At 69.1% G+C, this 22,745-nt stretch carries 19 protein-coding genes and 2 pseudogenes; 15 read left to right on the plus strand and 6 right to left on the minus strand.

What is annotated here, in order from left to right; genetic code table 11:
• Window positions 1–40: 40 nt before the first annotated feature.
• Complete coding sequence (locus MTO91_RS14100; RefSeq protein ID WP_405421813.1) at window positions 41–3,043, plus strand: Tn3 family transposase; 3,003 nt, start codon at window positions 41–43, stop codon at window positions 3,041–3,043.
• Between the two features lie 75 nt (window positions 3,044–3,118).
• Here the strand turns inward: MTO91_RS14100 and MTO91_RS14105 are convergent, their stop codons facing one another.
• Together MTO91_RS14105 and MTO91_RS14110 are read right to left on the minus strand one after the other, a co-directional pair.
• Window positions 3,119–3,673 (minus strand): hypothetical protein, encoded by a 555-nt coding sequence (locus MTO91_RS14105; RefSeq protein WP_405417061.1) that lies wholly within the window; start codon window positions 3,671–3,673, stop codon window positions 3,119–3,121.
• A 381-nt stretch (window positions 3,674–4,054) separates the two neighbouring features.
• Window positions 4,055–5,476: an alpha/beta hydrolase gene (locus MTO91_RS14110; protein ID WP_476651465.1), complete on the minus strand. Its 1,422-nt coding sequence runs from the start codon at window positions 5,474–5,476 to the stop codon at window positions 4,055–4,057.
• A gap of 659 nt (window positions 5,477–6,135) precedes the next feature.
• Between MTO91_RS14110 and MTO91_RS14115 the strand changes: the two genes are divergently transcribed.
• Window positions 6,136–7,935, plus strand: a complete 1,800-nt coding sequence (locus tag MTO91_RS14115; protein ID WP_379674665.1) for an IS1634 family transposase — start codon at window positions 6,136–6,138, stop codon at window positions 7,933–7,935.
• A 311-nt stretch (window positions 7,936–8,246) separates the two neighbouring features.
• On the opposite strand, the gene MTO91_RS14120 is transcribed toward MTO91_RS14115, so the two are convergent.
• Together MTO91_RS14120 and MTO91_RS14125 are read right to left on the minus strand one after the other, a co-directional pair.
• A complete protein-coding gene (locus MTO91_RS14120; protein ID WP_405417056.1) occupies window positions 8,247–8,846 on the minus strand; it encodes a TetR/AcrR family transcriptional regulator in 600 nt (199 codons plus the stop codon).
• 31 nt (window positions 8,847–8,877) lie between these two features.
• Window positions 8,878–9,366, minus strand: coding sequence for a MaoC/PaaZ C-terminal domain-containing protein (locus MTO91_RS14125; protein ID WP_476651466.1), 489 nt, complete (start codon window positions 9,364–9,366; stop codon window positions 8,878–8,880).
• A gap of 499 nt (window positions 9,367–9,865) precedes the next feature.
• Here MTO91_RS14125 and MTO91_RS14130 point away from each other — a divergent pair, with 499 nt between their 5' ends.
• Genes MTO91_RS14130 through MTO91_RS14165 form a run of 8 tightly spaced genes read left to right on the plus strand, consistent with a single transcriptional unit; the run spans window position 9,866 to window position 16,724 of the window.
• Window positions 9,866–10,192, plus strand: a complete 327-nt coding sequence (locus MTO91_RS14130) for an AMP-binding enzyme (protein ID WP_405417052.1) — start codon at window positions 9,866–9,868, stop codon at window positions 10,190–10,192.
• 24 nt (window positions 10,193–10,216) lie between these two features.
• Window positions 10,217–11,806, plus strand: coding sequence for an AMP-binding protein (locus tag MTO91_RS14135; RefSeq protein ID WP_405417051.1), 1,590 nt, complete (start codon window positions 10,217–10,219; stop codon window positions 11,804–11,806).
• The gene (locus MTO91_RS14140; protein WP_405417049.1) at window positions 11,803–12,615 is read left to right on the plus strand and encodes an enoyl-CoA hydratase/isomerase family protein; all 813 of its coding nucleotides are present in this window, start codon (window positions 11,803–11,805) and stop codon (window positions 12,613–12,615) included. Before MTO91_RS14135 ends, MTO91_RS14140 begins: the two co-directional genes overlap by 4 nt.
• Complete coding sequence (locus tag MTO91_RS14145; protein WP_405417047.1) at window positions 12,608–13,744, plus strand: acyl-CoA dehydrogenase family protein; 1,137 nt, start codon at window positions 12,608–12,610, stop codon at window positions 13,742–13,744. Before MTO91_RS14140 ends, MTO91_RS14145 begins: the two co-directional genes overlap by 8 nt.
• A gap of 30 nt (window positions 13,745–13,774) precedes the next feature.
• The gene (locus MTO91_RS14150; RefSeq protein WP_405417045.1) at window positions 13,775–14,539 is read left to right on the plus strand and encodes an SDR family NAD(P)-dependent oxidoreductase; all 765 of its coding nucleotides are present in this window, start codon (window positions 13,775–13,777) and stop codon (window positions 14,537–14,539) included.
• A 58-nt stretch (window positions 14,540–14,597) separates the two neighbouring features.
• On the plus strand, window positions 14,598–15,011 hold the full coding sequence (locus tag MTO91_RS14155; RefSeq protein ID WP_405417044.1) for a Zn-ribbon domain-containing OB-fold protein: 414 nt from the start codon (window positions 14,598–14,600) through the stop codon (window positions 15,009–15,011).
• Complete coding sequence (locus MTO91_RS14160) at window positions 15,004–16,149, plus strand: thiolase family protein (protein ID WP_405417043.1); 1,146 nt, start codon at window positions 15,004–15,006, stop codon at window positions 16,147–16,149. The genes MTO91_RS14155 and MTO91_RS14160 overlap by 8 nt, the downstream gene beginning before the upstream one ends.
• 53 nt (window positions 16,150–16,202) lie before the next feature.
• Window positions 16,203–16,724, plus strand: a complete 522-nt coding sequence (locus MTO91_RS14165) for a thiolase family protein (protein ID WP_476654879.1) — start codon at window positions 16,203–16,205, stop codon at window positions 16,722–16,724.
• 200 nt (window positions 16,725–16,924) lie between these two features.
• On the opposite strand, the gene MTO91_RS14170 is transcribed toward MTO91_RS14165, so the two are convergent.
• Window positions 16,925–17,941: a transposase gene (locus tag MTO91_RS14170; protein ID WP_405417039.1), complete on the minus strand. Its 1,017-nt coding sequence runs from the start codon at window positions 17,939–17,941 to the stop codon at window positions 16,925–16,927.
• A 497-nt stretch (window positions 17,942–18,438) separates the two neighbouring features.
• On the opposite strand from MTO91_RS14170, the pseudogene MTO91_RS14175 reads away from it, so the two are divergent.
• From MTO91_RS14175 to MTO91_RS14185, 3 genes and pseudogenes are all read left to right on the plus strand, one after another.
• Window positions 18,439–18,825 (plus strand): annotated as a pseudogene (locus MTO91_RS14175) (transposase); the annotation flags it as partial.
• Window positions 18,826–18,865: 40 nt separating this feature from the next.
• A protein-coding gene (locus tag MTO91_RS14180; RefSeq protein WP_232021061.1) for an IS3 family transposase occupies window positions 18,866–20,142 on the plus strand; the annotation gives its coding sequence in 2 pieces (ribosomal slippage) (window positions 18,866–19,154 and window positions 19,154–20,142; 1,278 coding nt in all).
• A gap of 15 nt (window positions 20,143–20,157) precedes the next feature.
• Window positions 20,158–20,622, plus strand: a pseudogene (locus MTO91_RS14185) (IS5 family transposase); the annotation flags it as partial.
• 18 nt (window positions 20,623–20,640) lie between these two features.
• Here the strand turns inward: MTO91_RS14185 and MTO91_RS14190 are convergent.
• Window positions 20,641–21,234 carry a plasmid pRiA4b ORF-3 family protein gene (locus tag MTO91_RS14190; protein WP_337826784.1) on the minus strand — a complete coding sequence of 198 codons (594 nt, stop codon included), beginning with the start codon at window positions 21,232–21,234 and terminating at the stop codon, window positions 20,641–20,643.
• 176 nt (window positions 21,235–21,410) lie between these two features.
• Between MTO91_RS14190 and MTO91_RS14195 the strand changes: the two genes are divergently transcribed.
• On the plus strand, window positions 21,411–22,076 hold the full coding sequence (locus MTO91_RS14195; RefSeq protein ID WP_405417037.1) for a thiolase C-terminal domain-containing protein: 666 nt from the start codon (window positions 21,411–21,413) through the stop codon (window positions 22,074–22,076).
• A gap of 44 nt (window positions 22,077–22,120) precedes the next feature.
• On the plus strand, window positions 22,121–22,663 hold the full coding sequence (locus MTO91_RS14200) for a recombinase family protein (RefSeq protein ID WP_405417036.1): 543 nt from the start codon (window positions 22,121–22,123) through the stop codon (window positions 22,661–22,663).
• Window positions 22,664–22,745: the final 82 nt, after the last annotated feature.

Below are 22,745 nucleotides of genomic sequence, written 5' to 3' on the forward strand. Positions count from 1 at the left end.
ATGGTGGTTGCGCGGGGGGAGGTCGGGGTTGGCGACGCAGGTGTTCTCGGACGAGGAGCTGGAGCGGCTGCGGGGGTTCCCGGAGATCGGCCGGGAGGAGTTGTTCCGGTTCTTCACGCTGGCGCCGGCGGATGTCGCGTTCGTCGACCCGGGCCGGGGCCGCGGACCGGCGGACCGGTTGGGCTTGTCGGTGGCGTTGTGCACGTTGCCGTGGCTGGGGTTCGTGCCCGACGACGTCGCCGCCGCGCCTCCAGTGGCGGTCGCCCGGCTGGCTGACCAGCTCACCGTCGATCCGGGCGTGCTGCGGCACTACGGCCGGCGGGCGAAGACCCGCACTGAACATCTACGACTGGTAGCGCAGTACCGCAGCTGGCGGGTGCCGACGTCGCTGGAGTTCAAGGAGTTCGACGAGTTCCTGCTGGCGCGGGCGATGGAGCACGACTCTCCGACGTTGTTGTTCCGGCTGGCGTGTGAGTACTTGATCTCGGTACAGGTGATCCGGCCGGGCCCGGTGACGGTGCTGGAGCGGGTCGCGCACGCCCGCGCAGAGGCCCAGCGAGAGACCTACGACCGGCTCGCGCACGAGTTCACGGAACAGCGCTGTGCCGGGCTCGACGGGCTGCTGGTGGTCGATCCCGCGATCGGGATGACCCGGCTGCGATGGCTGAGCACCGCCCCGGTCGAGGCCTCCCCGGCCGGGATCAAGGCCGAGGCCACGAAGCTGGAGTTCCTGCGCGGGCTGGGCGCCGACGCCCTGGATCTGTCGGTGCTGCCGGCCGAGCGGCGCCGCTTCCTGGCCACGGTCGGGCGCCGGCTGACCGCGCAAGCCCTCGACCGGCGGGAGCCGCAGCGCCGCTACCCGATCCTGCTGACGCTGCTGGCCCAGTCCGCAACCGACGTGCTCGACGAGGTCGTGAGCCTGTTCGACCAGGCGGTGTCGGCGCGCGAGGGCAAGGCCGAGCGAACGATGCGCAACGCGCTGGCCGAACGGGGCAAGGCCGGCGAAGACCGCCAGGCGCTGCTCGACGAGCTGCTGGCCGTTATCGCCGACACCACGATCGCCGACGAGGACATCGGCAGCGTGATTCGGGGCGAACGGATCGGATGGGCACGGATCCGGGCGGCGATGGCCCAAGCCGTTCCCCGCCTTCCCCGGGATCACGGCCACCTCGGCGCGCTCGACGTGTCGTCCTACGGGTACTTGCGGCAGTTCACCCCGCAGGTCCTGGCCGCGGTGGAGTTCGCCGGCGGCACCGCGGCGGCCGAGCTGCTCGCGGCGGTGGAGATCCTGCGGACCCTGAACGCCACCGGGGCCCGCCGGGTCCCGGCCGGCGCACCGACGGGATTCGTGCCCACGCGCTGGCGCGGCTACCTCGACACGGCCCACGCAGCGGGGAACGCCAGCGCCTACCGGCACTTCTGGGAGCTGTGCACCCTGCTCGGGCTCCGCGACGGGCTGCGCACCGGGGACGTGTACGTGCCCGGCTCGCGCCGCTACTCCGACCCCGCCGCCTACCTGCTCACCGCCGAGCAGTGGTCGTTGCAGCGGACGTCGTTCTGTGGGCTCGTCGGCAAGTCCGCCGGCCCGGCGGTCGCGCTGGCCGCGGTCGCCGACGAGCTGTCCGGCGCGCTCGGCGAGCTCGAGCAGGTCCTGGCCGCCGGGCACGGCCCGGTCCGCCTCGACGACGCCGGCGACCTGGTGATCTCCCCGCTGACCGCGGAGGACATTCCCGGCGAGGCGGTCGCGCTCAAAGCCGAGCTCACCGACATGCTGCCGTTCGCGCCGATCGTGTCGCTACTGATCGAGCTGGACGGGCGGATCGGGTTGTTGGACTGCTTCACCCACGCCGGCGGGAAACAGGCCCGCTCCCCGGAGTTGAAGCGGAACCTGATCGCGGTGCTGCTGAGCCACTCCACCAACCTCGGGCTGACCCGGATGGCCGATGCGTGCGGGATCTCCTACGACATCCTGGCCTGGACCGCCGAGTGGTACGTGCGCGAGGAGACGCTGCGCGCGGCGAACCTGGCGATCATCGATCACCACCAGCGGATGCCGTTGGCCGAGGTGTTCGGCACCGGCACCTTGTCCTCCTCGGACGGGCAGCGGTTCCCGGTGCGGGGCAAGACGACGACCGGGCGGGAGATGACCATCCACGGCGGGCAGGTCCTCTCGACCTACACCCACGTCACCGACCAGCACACCACCTACGGCACGAAGATCATCGTCGCGACCAAGCGCGAGGCCCACTACGTGCTCGATGAGATCCTCGGCAACGCCACTGACGTCCCGATCACCGAGCACGCCACCGACACCCACGGTGTCACCCTGGTCAACTTCGGCCTGTTCGATCTCCTCGGCCTGCAGCTCTCGCCGCGGATCCGGGACCTGGGCAAGATCACGCTGCACCGGATCGCCGCGAAGGCCCGCGCCGAGACCGACTACCCGCATGTCGGGCCGCTGCTCACCCGGCGGGTGAACGTCGAGCTGATCGCCGAGCACTGGGACGACCTGCTACGCCTGGCCGGGTCGCTGAAGTTCGGGCACGCCACCGCGTCGCTGATCGTCGGGAAGCTCTCGGCGTCGTCTCGGCAGAACGCGCTGGCCGCCGCGCTCAAGGAGTACGGGGCGCTGCGGCGCACGATCTACGCCGCCCGCTACCTGTCCGACCCGACCTACCGGCGCAGGATCTCGCGGCAGCTCAACAAGGGCGAGTCGCTGCACGCGCTCAAGCGCGACCTGCTCTACGCCCACGAGGGCACCGTCCGCGCCCGGCAGCTGCAGACCCAAACCGAACAGGCGTGGTGTCTGACCCTGGTCACGAACGCCGTCGTGGCGTGGACGACCGAGTACTACGGCCTGGCGGTGGAGTCGATGCGCGCGGCGGGTCGGCGCGTTGACGATGAGGTGCTCGCGCACATCTCACCGGCGCACAGCGAGAACATCAACTTCTTCGGCACGATCGACGTCGATATCGATGGCGAACTGGCCCAGCTCGACCCCTCCGGGTACCGACCGCTGCGCGTGCGCGACACCCTGTTCTGATCGGTCACAGGCCCCCAGTGCCTGTGGAGCCACTCCCAGCCGAGCGGCGAATCCGAGTGCCGTAAGCGGATCCCCTTACGCACGACGATCGCTGCTCGGGCCGGTGAGCGGGTTGTGGTGGGTACGCAGCCACTCGGTGTGCGCCCCGCGCACCGCGGCGATCCAGCGGCGCACGGTGGCCGGTGGGCAGGCGAGCTCAGCAGCGATCCGCCGGTAGCCGATCCCGTTCGCGCTGGCCGAAGCGCCGACCCGATCACCTCGGGGGTGTGGGCCCGGCGGGGCAACACCGTCCTGGGCAGGGGAGCACCTGAGTCCCCCGCAGCCGGGGCAGCGGGCGCGCCGGGGCCGCAGGACCATCTGGGTCGAGTCCTGGTCGCGCACTCGTCGGGGCCGGGCGTCGCCCCAGGGCCGCAACCCGGCGCCGCAGCCCAGCTGCTCGCCGGTGCGGTTGAGGAACGCGAGCCCGGCGGTGTTCGTGCCGTCCCAGAGCGGGGTCAGGCCGACGTAGCGGTCGACGTGCTCGGCGCCGTCGAGGAACTTCACGATCGTCACCCGGCCCGTCGGGAACGACCAGCCTGGGCAGCCCAGCCGGCCCTCGGTCAGGTCGGCCTCGGCTCCGTCGGGATCCAACACTCCGATCATGACCCACTGATCTCGCCACAGCGCACGGGCACGGTCTACCAGCAACGACGCCGGTAGGGCTCAACTGGTGTTGCGCGGGTGCCGCTGCGACCCGCCCGCGGGCCGCAGCACCTCGCCGGCAACCGGCCCGCCACGCCGAAGATGGGCCCGACCGCTCGGGCCGGGTTCCGACGTTCATCTGCACGGTGGCGCCGCCGACCAAGCCGCCATGTGCGGCCGCTTCCTCGTCACTGTGAATGGCGCGAACGCCGCCGCTCATCGTCATCCACCGTGGCGCCTGACAGCGCAGCCGCAGTCGGGTGACTCCGCGGCGACGGGTACCGACGCACGCGGAGTCAGCCCCGCCGCCACTCGGTGAAGGCGCGTTTCTCAGCTCACCTCGACAGTCATTGACCTCGCCGGACTGGCGCCGGTGGGTTCGAGAACTTGGTTGCTCAGCTGGCCCCGGCCGAGATCGACTAGGATAGGCAGGCGGCCGTCACTGTCCGCCACGATGGAACTTGCTGACGTGGTGCCGTCGTCTGCGGTGGTGGCGACCTGGTACGACTTCCCGGCCTCGAGAGTCGGTGGGGTCAAGATGCGCACAGCGCCGGATCCGCGTAGTTGGAAACTCCGGCCGTCACTGCGCGCGTCGTTGAGATCGAGGAACTCGACGGTGCTCCGCCCGACGGAGAGGTCATAGCCCCACACCGAGAATTGACTCGCGGTGGACCGGTAGCGGAATGTGTCGGGCTTCTTCACGTCACGTTCAAAGACCGAGTTCGCCAGCGGTACCACGTTCTCGGCGTACACGCGGTGGTTGTTTGCCCCGTGCACGCCGGGGCGCTGGGCGCGCGTCTCGGTGACGCCCTGCTCCGGCAGCACGCGGGAATGGAGCGCGTACTGGCGCGCCAGCAAAGCTTCGACGCTCGCGGCGGCGGGGTTGGTCGCTGGCGGGAGGCGCATGCAGTCCTCATGGGTCAGCGACGAGGGCGGCAGGCAGGCGTCGCCGGTGCTGGAGAACACGGGATGGTCGATTCCGCTGAGGTTGGAGGCCAGGTCGATGGGGTTGAAGCCTCGCCAGTCGGCCTCGTTGGTAGCTGCGGTGCCATAGCCTTGGTCACGCATGTAGCCGATCGACTCCCAGATGCCGCGCCCCCCCGGCTCGTCAACCACGTCGAGAGCGCCGCTGATCGATGCGGTGACCCCGTACTGGTCGGGGTGGCGCATGCCCTGCAGGTAGGCGGCGACTCCGCCCATGGAGAAGCCCATCACCCCGCGGCCGCCACGGTCGTGCCGGACGTTGAACAGCGCCTCGACCAACGGGTAGAGCTCCTGGTGGAGAAAGCTGTCTGCGGGGAGAGTCTCGGCCGTCGCCGGAGGTGCGGTGGGCACGGGATCCGGGCGACCGTCGATCCAGATGCAGGTTTCGCAGATCGTGTCCTCGTAGGCAGTGTCCGGGGCAACCAGCAGGTACTGAGCCCGGTCGCGTTGTTCCTCGAAGCGGAAGATGTCGGTCTGCCGCGCCCCTCCGCCGGGGCCGATCGCGTCGAGCAGTGCCTCATGCTGGGTGACCGGCCCGACGACCGGGTTGTCGAGCGCCGGTTCGACCGTCCCGTGCAGGTAGTACATGACTGGCAGTGCTGGACCGTCGGGACGGTAGCTGCTCGGGAGGTAAACCCGGTTCGTGATCCGCTTCTCCAGCAACGGGCTGTCGAAAACGAGGTCGAGCACACCGCGGGTGCCCGGGTGCGGCTCGACCTGCACGTTCCAGTCAGAGAAGGAGTCAGGAAGCTCGGAGGTCGGATCCACCGACCGGTCCTGCGCTGCCGCGATCGTGGACGAGGTGATGGCAAGTATCGCTACCAAGGACGCGACCACCGCTGTGCGTGGCGCGCGTAGTCCGAGGAACCCCAATGTTCGTCGTCCTCTCAGGTCGCAGGAAGCTCCGTGCGTCGGCGGTTCACGAGGCCGACCTAAAGTTAACTGCCTGAGTAGTATTTGGTTACGCTTGTGGCTGAATTCCGTACGGCCGGGGCGCACTCGTTGGATGGCGGCGGTTCAGGCCCCCACCGGCGCGGGCACCTGAGCGCGCGCCGGTGCGGCCAGGGCCGAGGTTCTGGGTTAGAGGCGTTCGGGTCCGGCGCGCCCAAGAGATCTTGCTGGCGACCAGTCCGTTCTTCGCGTCGGAACTCGACCTGCGGCTGTCTCGGGCCGAACGATCGACCCCCAGCACGACGGAGGCGAGGTTGAGCCGATCATCACCGGTCGTGCTCGGCCTGAACGCCTGGAGTTGGGTCCTCCGCTTCCGGCCGGGGTTCCGCAGCTAACGTGTGATCTGGTGCATGATCACGGGCGTTGGTGCAGGTCAGCGGGGTGAGACCTGGTCCGGTCGTTCGAAAGCCCTAGTAACACGACTTAACCCGAGATAGGGCCGTTGAGCTGCTACGGACCGTGTAAGGTCTGGTGGCGTGTTCGTGCGTACGTCGACCCGGCGGAACCGGGACGGGTCGAAGGTGTCCTACCTGCAGTTGGCGCACAACGAGTGGGACCCGACAGCGAAGACCGCGCGGACGAAGGTGCTGTACTCGTTCGGCCGGGCCGATCAGCTCGACCGGCCTGCGATCGAACGCTTGATCGCCGCGCTGACCCGGGTCGTGGGCGTCGAACCCGCCGCGGTCGGCCCGGATCGGGCGCGGGCGGTCGGGGTGCCGGGGCTGGAGTTCATCGAGTCCCGCCCGCTGGGCGGGGTGTGGCTGCTCGACGGGCTGTGGCATCGGCTGGGGATCGACACGCTGCTGCGCCGCCTCGCCGCCGGGACCTCCGGCAGATCAGGGGGGAGATCACGGCGGGATCCGGTCGTGGAGCGGGTGCTGTTCGCGCTGGTCGCGAACCGGGCGTTGGCGCCGTCCTCGAAGCTGGCCGCTACCGGCTGGGTCGCCCATGACGTGCACGTTCCCGGTCTGGACACGGTGTCCGACGATGCCTGCTACCGGGCCATGGACTGGCTGATCGCGGTGGAGGACCGGCTCGCGCGAGGAGTGTTCGACGCGGTCGCCGACCTGCTCAACCTGGAAGTGGACCTGATCTTCTTCGACACCACCAGCACCTACTTCGAGACCGAGGACGCCGACGCCCCAGTCTGGCGCGACCAGCATGGCCGCCCCGTCGAGCAGGACGCCGGGCAGGACGCCGAACGGGCAGATGGCGGTGAGCGCGCTGAGCCGCCGCCGGGAGCGGCGGGACAGGCCGGGTTCCGCACCCACGGCAAGTCGAAGGACTCCCGTGACGACCTGCCCCAGGTCGTGGTCGGCATGGCCGTCACCCGGGACGGGATCCCGGTGCGGGTGTGGTGCTGGCCGGGCAACACGTCCGACTCGCCGCTGATCCGCCAGGTCAAGGACGACATGCGGGACTGGACGCTGGGGAAGGTCATCTGGGTGGCCGACCGCGGGTTCACCTCCAAGGAGAACCGGCGTCACCTGTCCGCCGGCGGTGGGGGCTACATCCTCGGTGAGAAGTTACGCTCCGGCTCGGCGGAGGCGACCGCCGCGATGGCCCGGCAAGGCCGCTACCAGGAGGTGAACGCGAACCTGCGGGTCAAGGAAGTCAAGATCTCCGAGACCGAGCGGTTCGTGATCTGCCGCAACCCCGACGCCGCCGACCGGGACGCCGCGGTCCGTGCCCGGCTCGTCGACCGCCTGGAAGCGATGATCGCCGGCTCGGACCGGCTCTCACCGTCGAAGCGTGCCGAGCTGCGCGGGGTGATCTCCACCAAGCCCGGGCTGAACCGGTTCCTGCGCGTCACACCGGGCGGGCTACTACGCATAGATGCCGCCAAGATCGCCGCCGACGCGAAGCTGGATGGCAAGTACCTGCTGCGCACCAGCGACCCGCACCTCACGACGGAGGACATCGCGCTGGGCTACAAGCAGCTGTTGGAGGTCGAGCGCGGCTGGCGCGACATGAAACAGGTCCTCGACCTGCGCCCGGTCTATCACCGGCTCGAGGACCGCATCCGCGCCCACGTCCTGCTCTGCTGGCTCGCGCTGCTGCTGGCCCGCATCGTCGAGACCCGCGCGCACACAAGCTGGCCCCGCGCCCGCACCGAGCTGCAGCGCCTGCACGTCGGCACCTTCACCGGCCCGGCCGGGATGTTCCGCCAGACCAGCCAGCCCAGCACCGAGGCCCGCCGGCTATACACCGCCCTCGACCTCGCGCTGCCACCGCGGATCCTGCACCTCGACCCCGAGCAGCCCGCAACGCGCTGACCAGGCACAACACCTACGCCTAGTGACACGACATGTCACCAGGCCGACACCTGTTTGCCCAGCTCAGACCCCACATTCGGGCACTTTCACCCGGCCGACAGCTGCGGAACCCCGGACCAGGCCGACACCTGTTTGCCCAGCTCAGACCCCACATTCGGGCACTTTCACCCGGCCGACAGCTGCGGAACCCCGGTTCCGGGGTCGCGGGCTGGGCGCGGCTGTCGTGGTCGCTGTCGCTTCGGAGAGGCTATGCAGGGGAATGGCTGCGCGATCGCAGCCTGCAGCTGCGGTTCTCGGGCTGACTGTGAATATCAGTGCCCGACCTGGTCGATCCCAGGAAGCGGACCGGAGAGCAGGGCCAGCACCTGGTTGGCCAGGTCGTCTGGCGTGGTCGGCCCGTTCGGGTCGTACCACCGGAAGAGGCCGGTGAGCATGGTGAGGGTCAGGTTCGCCAGCACCGTCGTGTCAGCCCGTGGCTCGAGTCCCTCGTCCTTAATGAAATCGTCGAGGAGTAGGACGAACTCGTTGGTTACTGTGTGCGACCAAGCACGGAACGACTGGAGGGACTGTTCGGACAGCTCCGGCTGCTCACTCCAGACAGTCGCGTAGTAGACGCGCTTGTTCGTGGCGGACTCGATGTGCAGCTTGATCACTGCCCGGATCTTTTCCCGGGGCGAGAGCGGGCTGGTCAGCAGCTCCTGGAGCTTCTCGCCGAGCTCAACGGTGACGAGGGCAACCATCTGGTCGAGGAGCCAGGGCTTGCTCTCGATGTACTTGTAGACCGTGGGACGTGAGATGCCCACCTCGAGGCAGATGTCGTCGATGGTGGAGTTCCGGTAGCCCTTAGTCTCGAAGACCTGCGCGGCTGCCGCGACGATCGCAGCGGTGGTCGTCGCCCGTTGTCTCGCCACGCGCACTCCTTCCGGGTCGAACCGTGAGAGATTACTCGACCGAATGGTCGAAGGCGGCGCGGGTCTGCACGTAGCTCGCGATGAGCAGGGTGAGAACCGGCTCGTTGTGCTGGTTGGCCAACCGGCCTTCCACCTCCAGCTGCACCATGCCGTTGCGCGGGGGAGCAGCGCGGTTGATACGGACCCAGCCGGTCAGGACATCACCGGGGAAGACCGGCCGCGGCAGCACCATCTCCCGGATCGCACGTCCGGCGACGACGGCCCACGAGGAGTACGCGGCGTCAACCGCGAGCCGCTGGAACACAGCGAAGGTGTGGAGCCCGCTGGCGATGACACCGCCGAACGGCCCGCCGTCGCCGACATGAATGGGAAGCGGGTCCCACTGCTCTGCGAAGGCGCGTATTTCGGACTCGGTCATGGCGACCGGGCCCAGCGGGTGGAGTTCGCCGGAGCGCACAGCAAGGTCCTCGGCGTACAGCAGGCCGTCCTCACGCTGAGCTCGGCCAGCACCGCTACTCATCGACAGGGAACCCCTCTCGGAACGAAATCTGAACCAGCCCCTTGACGTGCACGAGCACCTATCTACACTAACTGACTAGTTAATCTAACGAAAGGTGCAGACATGGATGCTTCCGACCCTCCACCGCCCGCGGTCCCGGAGCCGGACCGGGGTCGGGGGCTGGTCACTTTCGCTGGCGAGCTGCCCAACCAGCGCGGTCAGGTCGTCATAACCGTGGCTCTCGCGGCCTACCTGCACATGCGCCCCCGACCGAGGACCGAGGAGAGGGGAAAGTGAGCGCGCTGCTTCCCGACTACATCGGTCCGCGCCCGTCCGGCCACTGGCCCATCCCCAACTGCGAGGTCGCGTCGTCGACCCCCGACGGCGGCGCCGGCGAGCTCGTCTATCGGGGCGAGACTCTGATTGAGGATACTGGCAGCAGCCCGAGGCGACCGCCGCGACGATCCGCGACGAGTGGCTGCACAGCGGTGACCTCGCGGTCGTCGATGAGCAGGGTTACATGACGATCGTCTACCGCCTCAAGGACCTGATCATCACGGGTGGCCGCAACGTGTACTCCGTGGAGGTGGAGAACGCGCTGGCGGCGCACCCCGACATCGCTGACGCGGCGATCATCGGCCGTCCCGACGACACCTACGGCGAACGGATCGTCGCCGTGGTCACCCCGCACGACGGGCCTGAGGTCACCCTCGAGGGCATCCGGGAGTTCGCGGCGACGTACGTCGCCGACAAGCTGCCGCGCGAGATCGTCGTCCGGGAGATCCCGGACGATCCCTCGGGCACGGTCCTCAAGCACGTCATCCGTAAAGACCTCACCCCCGCCTGACGACCGACGACACACTTTCTGGAGATGTATGAGATGACGTCCACGAATCACGACATCCCGGTGGCGACCGAGGCCGCCCGCGGCACCACCTACGACCGTCTGATCATCGAGGCCCTGACCAGGTATCCCGAGCGTGAGGCCTTCGTCCTCGATCAGACGAGGATGACCTACGCCGAGGCCGCCGAGTCGATGAGCCGCATCCAGCAGGTCCTCGAGGACCGCGGCATCGTGCACGGCTCCGGGGTGGGAGCGCTCAGCGGCAACATCCCCGAGGTGTGGTTGACCCAGGCCGCGTCCTACGCGCTGGGTGCCCACTACAGCGGCCTGCACCCCCTCGGCTCCGTCGATGACCATGTGTGGATCTGCGACGACGCCGAGATCGAGGTGCTCGTCGTCCACCCCATGTTTGCCAAGGTCGGTCTCGAGGTCGCCGAACGATCGAGCTCCGTGCGCCACCTCCTCGTCTTCGGCGACGCCGAGGGCACCGAGGACCTCTTCGAGGCCATGCAGCGCTTCGAACCCAAGCCCCTCGTCCCCGGCCCCGTGGGCGAGGAGGACCTCGCCTGGCTGCAGTACACGGGCGGCACCACCGGCCGGCCGAAGGGCGTCATGGTCCCGCACCGCTCCATGGTTGAGCTGGCCCGAGCTGCCCTGACGAGCTGGCAGATGCCGGAGACGCCCCGCTATCTCGTGGCGCCGCCCATCACCCACGCCGGCCTGCTCCCACTCTTCCCGACCCTTGCCCGTGGCGGCACCGTGATTCTCCTGCAGGGCTTCGAGCCGAAGTCTTTCGTCGCGGCCATCGAGCGGGAGCGGGCCAACTGCACCTTCGGCGTGCCGACGATGATCAACGCGTTGCTCGACCACACGACGGCCGAGGACGGCGACCTGAGCAGTCTCGAGACCTTCTTCTACGGAGCGGCCCCGATCACCCCGGACCGGCTGGCCCAGGCGCTCGAGCGATTCGGCCCCAGGCTCATGCAGATCTACGGGCAGACCGAGTGCGCGGGCGTGACCACGAGCCTGTACCGCGAGGAGCACGACCCCATCGGTCGTCCAGAACTGCTCAGCTCATGCGGCCGTCCCGTCATGGGCACCGCGGTCCGGGTCGTCGACGAGCAGGGCCACGAGGTCCCGGACGGCGCCCCGGGCGAGCTGTGCGTGCGCTCGCGAGCGGTGATGACCGGCTACTGGAAGCTGCCAGACCTCAGCCGGGAGACGCTCCGCGATGGATGGCTGCACACCGGCGACGTCGCCATCCGTGACGCGCAGGGCTACCTGCACATCGTCGACCGCACCAAGGACATGATCATCACCGGTGGTTTTAACGTCTATCCCAAGGAGGTCGAGAACGCGATCGCCACCCATCCCGACGTGGCCGCCGTTGCCGTGGTCGGGCTGCCCGACGACACCTGGGGTGAGGCCGTCACCGCCTTCGTTGTCGTCCGCGACGGTGCCCGGGTCGATGCGACCGAAATCCAACGGGTCGTGCGCGATGCCAAGGGAGCCCACCAGTCGCCCAAGGCGGTGCATGTCATCGACGACCTACCCACGACACTCGTGGGCAAGATCGACAAGAAGAAGCTGCGTGAGCTCGGGGAGCACGGTCGGTGAGCGGCACGGAGCCGATGGTGATCCGGCAGGACCGAGGATCGGTCACGTGGCTGACCCTGAACCGTCCGGACGCGATGAATGCGCTCGACACGGATCTGCTCGGCGAGCTGGACGCCCACGCCCGATCGGTGGCGGACGACCCGGCCGTGCGCGTGGTGGTCATCACCGCGACCGGTCGCGCCTTCTGCGCCGGCGCCGACCTGAAGGCAGTTCTCGGAGCGGGGGACACCCTGAATCCAGCCCGGATGCTCGGCTTCGAGCGGCAAGCCCAGGCAACCTTCACTCGGGTGGCCGCCCTGCCCAAACCGACCATTGCCGCGCTCAACGGCATCACGATGGCCGGTGGTCTGGAACTCGCACTGCACTGCGACCTCATCATCGCCTCGTCGCAGGCGCGCGTCGGCGACGGCCACACGAACTACGGCTTGCTGCCCGGTGCCGGTGGGGCGGCGCGTCTGCCACGGGTGATCGGTCCGACACGGGCCAAGTACCTCGCCTTCACCGGCGAGCTACTCACTGCCGAGCAGGCGATGACGATGGGTCTGGTCGTCGAGGTCGTCCCACCGGACGAGCTCGAGCCACGGGCCGAGGAACTGTCCCTGGCGATCGCCCGGCGCAGCCCGAGCGCACTACGACTGTTCAAGCAGGTCATCGACGACGGCCTGGACCAGCCCCTGCAGAGCGCGCTGCGGCTCGAGCTCCTGGCGACAGCCGAGCATCTGCACAGCGGCGACGTGGACGAGGGCCTACGAGCCTTCGCCGAGCAGCGCGAGCCGCGATTCACGACCATGAAGGAGAACGATGACTGACCTTGCCGAACTGTCCGACTTCCGGGCCACAGTGCGCGCGCTGGCTCGCAAGACCTTCCTCGACGGATACCTCGAGCGGGCCAAGAGCGGGACTTACCCACGCGACACCCTCAAGGTCCTCGGCGACAACGGCCTGCTCGGCTTGTGCCTGCCCGAGGAGCACGGGGGCCAGGGGGCCGGGCTGCGGGCCCTAGGGATCGCCTGCGAGGAGGTGGCCTACGCCGACTCGGCGTGCGCCTACCAGGTCTTCGCCAACAATGTCGCGGCCGAGCTGTTCCTCACGACGGGCTCGCCGGAGGTCATCGACGACTGGCTCGCCCCGACGGTCGAGGGGCGGGCGGTGTGCGCGATCGCGCTCACCGAGCCCGGGTCGGGGTCGGACGCCCAGGGGCTCGCGGCCAAGGCCGTGCCCGTCGACGGCGGCTGGGAGCTGTCGGGGGAGAAGACTTCGATCACTCAGGGGCCGGACGCCGATGTCGCGATCGTCGTCGCGCGGGAGAGCGACTCCGGGCGGATCAGTGCCTTCGTCATGCCGATGGATGCCCCGGGCATCTCGCGGCAGCGTTTCGACGACCCCGGCTTCCGAGCGGTCGGCCGCGGCTCGATCATGATGGACCGCGTCTCCGTGCCCGTGTCACATCGTCTGGGGGCGGGCGGTCGGGGCTTCGCGCTGATCATGCAGGAGTTCGACCTGACCCGGACGCTGATCGCCTACATGGTGCTCGGCATCGCCCACCGGGCCATCGACCTGACGATCGAGCACGTGCGCAACCGCACGAGCTTCGGCAAGCCGCTCAGCCACTACCAGGGTGTCACCTTCCCGATCGCCGAACACCTCACCCACCTCGCGGCGGTGCGGGCGCTGGCGGACTCCACGCTCGATGCACGCTCCGCCGGCCGGCCGCACACGGTCGAGGCCGCAATGCTCAAGTGGTGGGCCCCGCAGGTCGGCTTCCAGGCCGTCCAGGAGTGCGTGGTCCTCCATGGACACCTCGGGTGGTCGGAGGAGATGCCGCTCCAGGCGCTCCTGCGTGACGTCTCCGGCTTCCAGATCGGCGACGGAACGCCCCAGATCCAGAAGCTCATCATCGCCCGAGCGGCCATCGGCCCCGAGGTCATGGCCCGCTGACCGACCCGGTCACCACGAAGGAGACAGCACATGCACTTCGACACCACCGCCATCGTCACCGGCGGTGCCTCGGGTCTCGGGGAGGCTGCCGTCCGGCGTCTCATCCACCTCGGCGCCACCGTGGCCGCCTTCGACCTCGACGACGCGAAGGGAGGACAGCTGGAGTCCGAGCTCGGCGAGCGGTTCCGGTACTACAAGGTCGACGTCAGCCAGCTCGAGCAGGTCGAGACCGCGGTCGCCGCCGTCGAGGCAGAACACGGACCCGTCCGGGTCGTCGTCAACGCCGCGGCCGTGCCCGCTCCTGCCAAGCTCCTCAGCAGTCGGGGCCCGCTGCCGATGGACGTCTTCGACACAGGGATCAAGGTCAACCTCTACGGTCCGATCCACCTCATGCGCAGCGTGGTTCCGGGGATGGCCGGCAGCGACCCCGATGCGGACGGCGAGCGGGGCGTCATTATCAACATTTCCTCGGGCGCTGCTTACGAGGGCCAGGTCGGACAGGTGGCCTACAGCGCGTCGAAGGCTGCGCTCGTGGGTTTGACGATGCCGCTGTTCCGGGAGCTCGCCGCTCATGGCATCCGCGTCATGACCGTGGCCCCGGGCGCCTTCGACACGCCCATCTACGGCGGGGTGCCACCGGCGCTGAAGGAGGAGCTGGCCGCCCAGTCGCTGTTCCCACCGCGGATGGGGCGACCCGAGGAGTTCGGCCTGCTCATCGAGGAGATCGTCCGTAACCCCATGCACAACGGCCGCACGATCCGACTCGACGCCGGAATGATCCTCCGTCCGAGCTGACCATGCGCACCCACTGCAGCCGACCACGGGCCACCGCCCGGACACAGGAGAACCGATAGTGACCGCCGCAATCCCCGTTCGGGAGGGTCTCTTCCAGGAGACCGACGATGGACCAACCCTGCTCGCGGGGCGGTGTGCCCAGTGCGGGCGCACCGTCTTCCCGGCGACCGAGCACTGCCTCGAGTGCGGGCACCGCAGCATCGAGAGCGTCGAGCTCGGCGCGGAAGGAGAGCTGCTCTGCGCCACTGTCGTGCACATGGGCAACGGTCGCTTCAAACCCGGGTACAGCGTCGGCTACGTGATGATGCCCCACGGCATCCGGGTCTTCAGCCAGATCACCACGAGCGGTGAGCAGCCGCTCCCCTCGGGCACGCCGATGCGGCTCGAGATCGCGCCCCTGTGGCAGGAGGGCGAGCAGGACGTGCTCGCCTACCGATTCGTCCCCGCCACGAAGGAGACCAAGGATGCGTGACGTCTTCGTCATCGGCACCGGGCAGAGCGACTTCGGCAAGACACCGGAGCGCAGCGCCGCACAGATGGGCCGCCAGGCCGCGCTCGCAGCGATCGAAGACGCCGGGATACGGCCCGCCGACCTGCAAGGTGCCGTCTCGTCACGGGTCTTCGACGCCATGGTCACGAGCCAGACCATCATGAAGGACATCGGTGCCGCCCGCATCGAGATGGTCAACGTGGAGAACGCCTGCTCCGGAGGCGCCACCGCCGTCCGCAGCTTGTACAAGGACATCGCCGCGGGCTTCATCGATATCGGCATCGCCATCGGTGTCGAGTCGATGACCACCAGCCCGGTCGCCGGCAAGCTCATCCCACCGGACAAGGACGACCTCGACGGGCAGATGGGCCTGACCATGCCGGTGGTCTTCGCATTGCAGGCCCAGCGCCTGATGGAGACCCACGAAGCTACGCCTCAGGATTTTGCTCGGGTGTCGGTCAAGGCGCACGACTTCGGTGCGCTCAACCCGCGGGCCCAGTACCGCAAGCGATTCACCGTCGAGGAGGTTCTCGGCTCGCGGATGATCGCCGACCCGATCACCCTCCTACAGTGCTGCCCCAACACCGACGGCGCGGCAGCAGTTGTGCTGGCCTCCGCCGAGGTGGCCCAGAAGTACGCCGACCTGCCGATCCGCATCGCGGGCTCGGCACTGGTCTCCGGAGAGCAGGACTTCCTGCGTCCGGACGTCACCTCGATGCCGGCAGGGCAGCGGGCCGCGCAGCTAGCCTATGAGCAGGCGGGTGTCTCACCCTCAGACGTCGACGTCGTCGAACTGCACGACGCCTTCGCCAGCGAGGAGATCGTCCACTACGAAGATCTCGGGCTGTGCGAGCGCGGCGAAGGCGTGGGCCTGCTGCGCTCCGGAGCGACCTCTCCCGGCGGGCGGATCCCGGTCAACCCCAGTGGGGGCCTGCTCTCCCTGGGCCATCCACTGGCCGCATCCGGTGTGCGCACGATCGCCGACATCACCAACCAGTTGCGCGGTCGTGCCGGCGACGTGCAGGTGCCAGACGCCCGAGTGGGTCTCGCCCAGATGCTCGGCGGCGTGGTCAACGGCATGGACGTCGCCGCCGCAAGTGTGCACGTTCTCACCCGCTGATCCGCAACCCTGCCCACAACCACCGAAGGACCCACGACCATGGACTCGCCCTCATCGCGCGGGTCGGAATGACTCCCTTCGCCAAGCCCGGAGCGTCAGCCACGTACGACGTCATGGCGGCCGACGCAGTCCGACGCGCCCTGACCGATGCGGGTCTGGAACTCACTGACATCGACCAGGCTTATGCCTCCTACGTATTCGGGGACTCAACCTCAGGGCAGCGTGGCCTATACCACGTGGGCAAGACCGGGATGCCGATCGTCAACGTCAACAACAACTGCTCGTCCGGGTCGACCGCCCTGTGGTTGGCGACCCAAGCAGTGCGCAGCGGGACCGCGGACTGCGCCCTCGCCTTCGGCTTCGGCTTCGGCTTCGGCTTCGGCTTCGGCTTCGAGCAGATTCAAAGGGGCGCGCTCAACATGATGTGGACTGACCGACCGAGCCCCGCCCAGGAGTTCATCGACGTTGTCGGCCGCCGCTACGAGGGCACTGAGCAACCTATGAGGGCGAAGTCAAGGGCGGTTGATTCGGTTCCTGGGCAGGGGTCGTCGCCCCCGCGGGTCGGGCGGGGTTGATCGTGGTGGGTGGTAGCGGTGGCTGGCGCCGTGTCGGCGGGTGCCTGCGCCCACGCTCCGTGCTCGACCTAGCGGACAACCGGGTTCGGCCCAACAGCCCTCATGCGAGCTCGGGTGGAGGGTGGGCGGGGCGCCCCTGCTCAGTTACGGGTTCTGCCCAAGGACTGGTGGGGTTCGCCCCGCCCGGCGCCATCATCGCTTCATGCGGCCAGCGACGCCACCTCCGGGCGGTGCTCGCCGGGGGTGCGACCGGTGTCACCGGTGGTGGCGCTGCCGGCGAGGAGGGGGTCCCAGGCCACCCGGCGGGTGACGATGTTGAACAGCTGGCGCAGCAGGGCGGCGGCGATCGCGGCGCGGGCCTGTCCGTCGCGCAGCGGGTTGTGGGTGCGCCCGGTCAGGTGGGCGTAGCGGGCGGCGTAGACGTGGTTGTGGCGCAGGGCGCCCCAGACCGCGCGCCAGGCCGCGGTGCGCAGTCCGGGCCGGCCGCGCCGCGAGATCGTGGTCGTGCCGGCGAAGGTGCCGGACTCGTTGTCGCGTGGGCACAGCCCGGCGTGTTTGACCCAGGTCCGGGCGCAGTCGTAGCGGTCGGGGTCGCCGGTCTCGGCCAGGATCGCTGCCGCGCCGATCGCGGAGACCCCGGGGATGGTGGTGACCAGCTCGGTCAGTTCCAGGGCGTCGAGCACGGTGAGCATGCGGGTCTCGACCTCGACGAGCTCGTCGAGGGCGCGGGCCCAGTCCGAGAGCGCGAACGCGGCGCGTTCGGCCGCGGCGTCGCGCTCGGCGGGCACTGCGCCCGGGGCCGAGGCGGCAGCGTGCACCGCGCGCAGGACACGGTGGTTGCAGCGGGTGCCGCCCCACCGCGGGAGCTCGGCGCGCACCGCCGCGGCGAGGTCGGCGTAGCTCATCGCGGCGATCTGGGCGGGCTGGGTGGACACCGCCATCGCCGCCCGCCAGGTGATCGCCTCCAGCGGCTTGGACGCCACGCGCAGCACCGCGGGCCAGGCGCACTCGAGTACGTCACGCAGGCATTGGCGCGCTGCGGTGGCCACCACGAGTTGGCCGTCACGACGGGCCCCGAGGTGGCGCAGCCGGCACCAGTGGCCCTCCAGCTGGAAGGGCACGTAGCAGCGCAGTTCGGCGACCCGTTTGGCGATGATGGTGGCGTCTTTGAAATCCGAGCGGTCGCGAGTGAAGTCTTCCTCCTCCCGTTCACACACAGCAGCTCGATCCCACGATCTCGGGCCCGGTCCAGCAGTGGCTTCCAGCGGTGCCCGGTCGGCTCGCAGCCCAGCACTACCCCCGAGAACCCGGCCTCGGCCGCGATCGGCAGGGCCCAGTCCAGAATCTGGTCGATCACCCACGCGTCGCCGGCGAACATCCGCCGAGCCAGCACCGCCGAGTCATGGTCGGTCACCGCCGCGGCCTGCTTGGCCGAGGCCAGGTCCACCGCCACGATCGTGTAGTTCCGATCGACGATCGACCGCAACCGAGCCAGCCGCTCGTTGCGCCGACGATCACCGCGGGTGAGCTTCCCAGCCTTGTTCGACAACGAGTCCTCCTCGGTAGTAGCCAGACCCCGAGTCGATCACCACACCAAAGGAGACGCAGCACGATGAACCCCGGATCAACCTCTACCGCCACTTAGAGGTCGTTGCAGAAGTCGGGGTGTGTCGGTCCTATGTAGATGGATCTGGTCGGGTGATGCTCGGGGTCGATGGCAAGGGCATCGACGGTCGAACGACTGGTCACCGACGAGCTGTGGGAGCTGGTTGAGCCGCTGCTTCCCCGGCCTCGGCCACGTCGGCGAGGCGCGCGGACGGGCCGGCCACCGGTACCGGACCGGGCCGCGCTGGCGGGGATCGTGTTCGTGCTGGCCACGGGGATCGGCTGGAACGACCTGCCGCCCGAGTTGGGCTGTGGATCAGGGACCACCTGCTGGCGACGGCTACGCGACTGGCAGCGGGCGGGGGTCTGGGGTGAGCTGCACCGAGTGGTCCTTGATCGGCTCGGCCAGGCTGGGGTTCTGGACTGGTCGCGAGCTGCGGTGGACTCGGTCAGCGTGCGCGCCAAGCGCCGCGGCGAACAGACAGGTGAACCGCCCCGGCGTGTCGGGAGACTTGATCTTCTGAGGAGATGGAGTCATGACACGTCGTTCCCAGCCGCCGTATCCGCCGGAGTTGCGTGAGCGGGCGGTGCGCATGGTCGCCGAGGTCGAGTCGGACTACGACTCGCCGTGGGCGGCGATGAACGCCGTCGCCACCAAGCTCGGGGTCGGCACCGGGGAGACGGTGCGCAAGTGGGTCCGTCAAGCCGAGATCGACGGTGGTGTCCGGCCGGGCACCACCACTGAGGAGTCCGAGGAGGTCAAGCGGCTGCGCCGGGAGGTCGCGGAGCTCAAGCGGGCCAACGAGATCCTCAAGGCTGCTTCGGCTTTCTTCGCGGCCGAGATCGACCGGCCACACAAGCGTTGGTGAGGTTCATCGACCAGCACGCCGCCCGCTCCACGGTGGGACGGCGGTGGGGTGTCGCGTCGATCTGCGCCCAGCTCGCCGAGCTGGGCGTGGCGATCGCCCCGTCGACCTACTACGCCGCCCGCGCCGCGGCGTTGAGGGCCCCGAGCAGACAGCAGGTGCGTGACGAGGAACTGACCGCTCAGATCAGCAGGGTGTATGCCGAGAACTATGGCGTCTACGGCGCTCGGAAGGTCTGGATCCAGCTGGGCCGCGAGGGCATCGACGTCGCCCGATGCACGGTCGAGCGGCTGATGCGCGCGGCGGGGCTGGCCGGGGTCCGCCGCGGACGCCGGGTCCGCACCACGATCGACGGTGGTGGGCCGCGGGCCGGTGACCTGGTCGAGCGCCGGTTCGACCGGCCGGCCCCGGACCAGCTCTGGGTTACTGACTTCACCTACGTGCCGACGTGGTCGGGGATGGTCTACGTCGCCTTCGTCATCGATGCCTGTTCGCGGCGGATCCTGGGCTGGCGCGCGGCCACGTCGATGCGTACCGAGCTGGTGCTCGATGCCCTCGAACACGCGGTATGGACTCGCGCCCGACAGGGCCATAAGGACCTGTCCGGGCTGGTCGCACACTCGGATGCGGGGTCGCAATATCGGTCCATCGCCTACACCGAACGACTCGCCGCGGCCGGCGCGGCGCCCTCGGTCGGGTCGGTGGGCGACGCGTATGACAACGCGTTGGCGGAGTCGACGATCGGGCTGTTCAAGACCGAGCTGATCAAGCCGAGAGGTCCGTGGCGCACGGTCGAGCAGGTCGAGATCGCCACCCTCGAGTACGTCGACTGGTTCAACCACCGACGGCTGCACTCCGCTGCCGCGGACCTGCCCCCGGCCGAGCTGGAGGCCGCGCACTACCGTCAACACATCGGCCAGCCCGAGTCAGAGCACTCAACCCGATAGCTCTCCGGACACGCCGGGGCGGTTCAAGGGCCCTCGCCGACCGACCGTGGGAAGGCCGGGTCGAAGTACCACGTGCTCTGCGACCGCAACGGCCTGCCGCTGCACGCGGTCGTGTCCGGCGCGAACACCCACGACAGCCGGATGCTGGCCGAGCTGCTCGACACCAATCCCGGCGTCCGCGAACGGTGCGGCCAGGCCGGACGCCCGCGGCGGCGTCCCGGCAAGCTGCACGCCGACAAGGGCTACGACTACCCACGGTGTCGGCGCTACCTCTCCGGGCGCGGGATCGGGGTGCGGATCGCTCGCCGCGGAGTCGAAGACTCGGCCCGGCTCGGCCGGGTCCGGTGGGTCGTGGAGCGCACGATGGCCTGGCTGCTGTCGTTCCGGCGGCTCGGGCTGCGCTACGAACGCTCCCGCACCAGCATCGAGGCCTTGCTGAAGCTGGCGTGCGCGTTGATCTGCTTGCGCCGTCTGCCCTGAACGACCCCTCGCGGTGGATCAGGACCGCGCCGTCGCGCTCGACCCGGCCAGCGGCGACCAGGCCAACCGCTCCAGCGCTCGGTCGGTGCCGGCGAGGTCGAAATGGTGCGGATCGAACTGGTCCGAGCCCCACCACTCGACCCGCTCGGCGTGCTCAGCATGATCGGGATCGGCGAGCGCGTCGACGAACTCCGGGTAGCCGAACACCCCGCCCACGTCCTCGGGTGGACATGCACCCTGCCCCTCGACACAGCGCGGGTAGCGCACCCCAGGCTCTGGAGTGGTGACTGCGTCGACGGTCAGGACGTGGTGCCAGTTGTCGCCGAAGTCGTAGACATAGCCCGCGTCCTGCCCGGCGGCCAGCACCCGGAACAGCTTCGTCTTGGCCTCGTCGAGCGTGCCGGAGTCCCAGTCCGGATCAGGCATCCCATAGCGCACAGCGTCGATCTCGAACTCGTGCAGGTGGGAGTTGGTCCAGCCCATCGCGTCCTGCACGACCTCGTGCAGGACCGCGAGACTGGCCTCACCCGGGACCTCGACCACCCGCCGCACGGTCGGTTCGACATCGACCAGCACGATCTCGATCCGGAAGATCTTCGTCTTCGTCGTCACCCGAGGCCTCGCCATGCCCGCGATGCTCCCACCGCCCCTGGGAGCGCCCGGTACCCGCTCCCGGACTTCTGCAATGACCTCTTACTAGGACGTGCCCATGGCGCTCCTACTATTCGGGGGCTGCCGGCGCCGACTACATGGAGCGATACGGAACGCGACCGGAAACATTCGCGAAGGTGACGGTCAAGGCGAGACAGCACGCATGCTCCAACGCGAACGCCGTCTTCCGTGACCCAGTCACGGTCGAGCAAGTGCTGGCCTCGCCGACCTTGTTCAAGTCGCTGACGCGGTTGCAGGCGTGCCCGCCCACCAACGGCGCCGCCGCGGTCATCGTCTGCACGTCGGACTTCGCCCGGGCCCATAACATCGACTCCGGTGCCCGGATCCTGGGACAGGGGCTGGCGACGGACACGGCGGCGAGCTTCGACCCAGACGACCTGTCTGGGGTCGTCGGTTACGGAGTCACCGAGCGGGCCGCAGCCGTGGCTTACGAGCAAGCGGGTCTGGGCCCGGGTGACGTCGACGTGGTCGAGTTGCACGACTGCTTCACGGTCAGCGAGATCCTCGGCTACGAAGCGCTGGGCCTCACGGCGCCGGGCACGTCGGAGAAGTTCATCGACGCCGGCGACAACACCTACGGCGGTCGCGTCGTCGTCAACCCATCGGGCGGTCTCCTCTCCAAGGGACACCCGATCGGTGCCACGGGACTGGCGCAGATCACCGAGCTCACCCAACAGCTCCGCGGCGCGGTTGCTGACGGCCGTCAGGTCAAGGGAGCGCGAATCGGTTTGCAGCACAACATCGGTGTGGGCGGAGCCGGCGTCGTCACAGTCGTCGGCTGAAGCGCTTGTGATGACCACCCTCCCGGGTCCGCAGCGCGCTCGGCATGACTGCGTCGGCTGTCCCGCAAGCGACCCTCATCGCGCTCGGCGTCGCGACCGAGCGGATCTACGTCGACCACGGGCTCACCGGCACGAACCGCGCCCGACCCGGGCTACGCGAAGCCTTTGCCGCATGCCGCGCCGGCGACACCCTCGTGGTCACGAAGCTTGATCGCCTCGCCCGCTCGGTGCCCGTCGCCCGTGCGATCGCCGACGAGCTCACTGCCGGCGAGATCAAGCTCTGCATCGGCGGCTCGGTGCACGACCCCACCGACCCAATCGGCCGACTGCTGTTCAACGCGCTCGCCATGATCGCCGAGTTCGAGGCCGATCTCGTCAGGATGAGGCCACGGGAGGGTATGAAGGTCGCCAGAGCCAAGGGCCGGCTGCGCGGCAAGCAGCCCAAGCTCTCGCCGCGGCAGGAAGCGCACCTCGTCTCACTCCACTCCGCCGGCGAGCACACCATCAGCGAGCTCGAGGAGCTCTTCTCCGTCACCCGCTCCACGGTCTACCGAGCGCTCTCCCGCGCTCGCGCGAAGGTGGGCTGACCCGACCGGCTCGGCCGTTACCTTGCACTTCGGGTCGTCGCCAACTGCGCTCTCCCGCGCAACCACCATCCGCAGCTCAGGA

It is taken from the genome of Pseudonocardia sp. 2-7 (assembly GCF_056341085.1).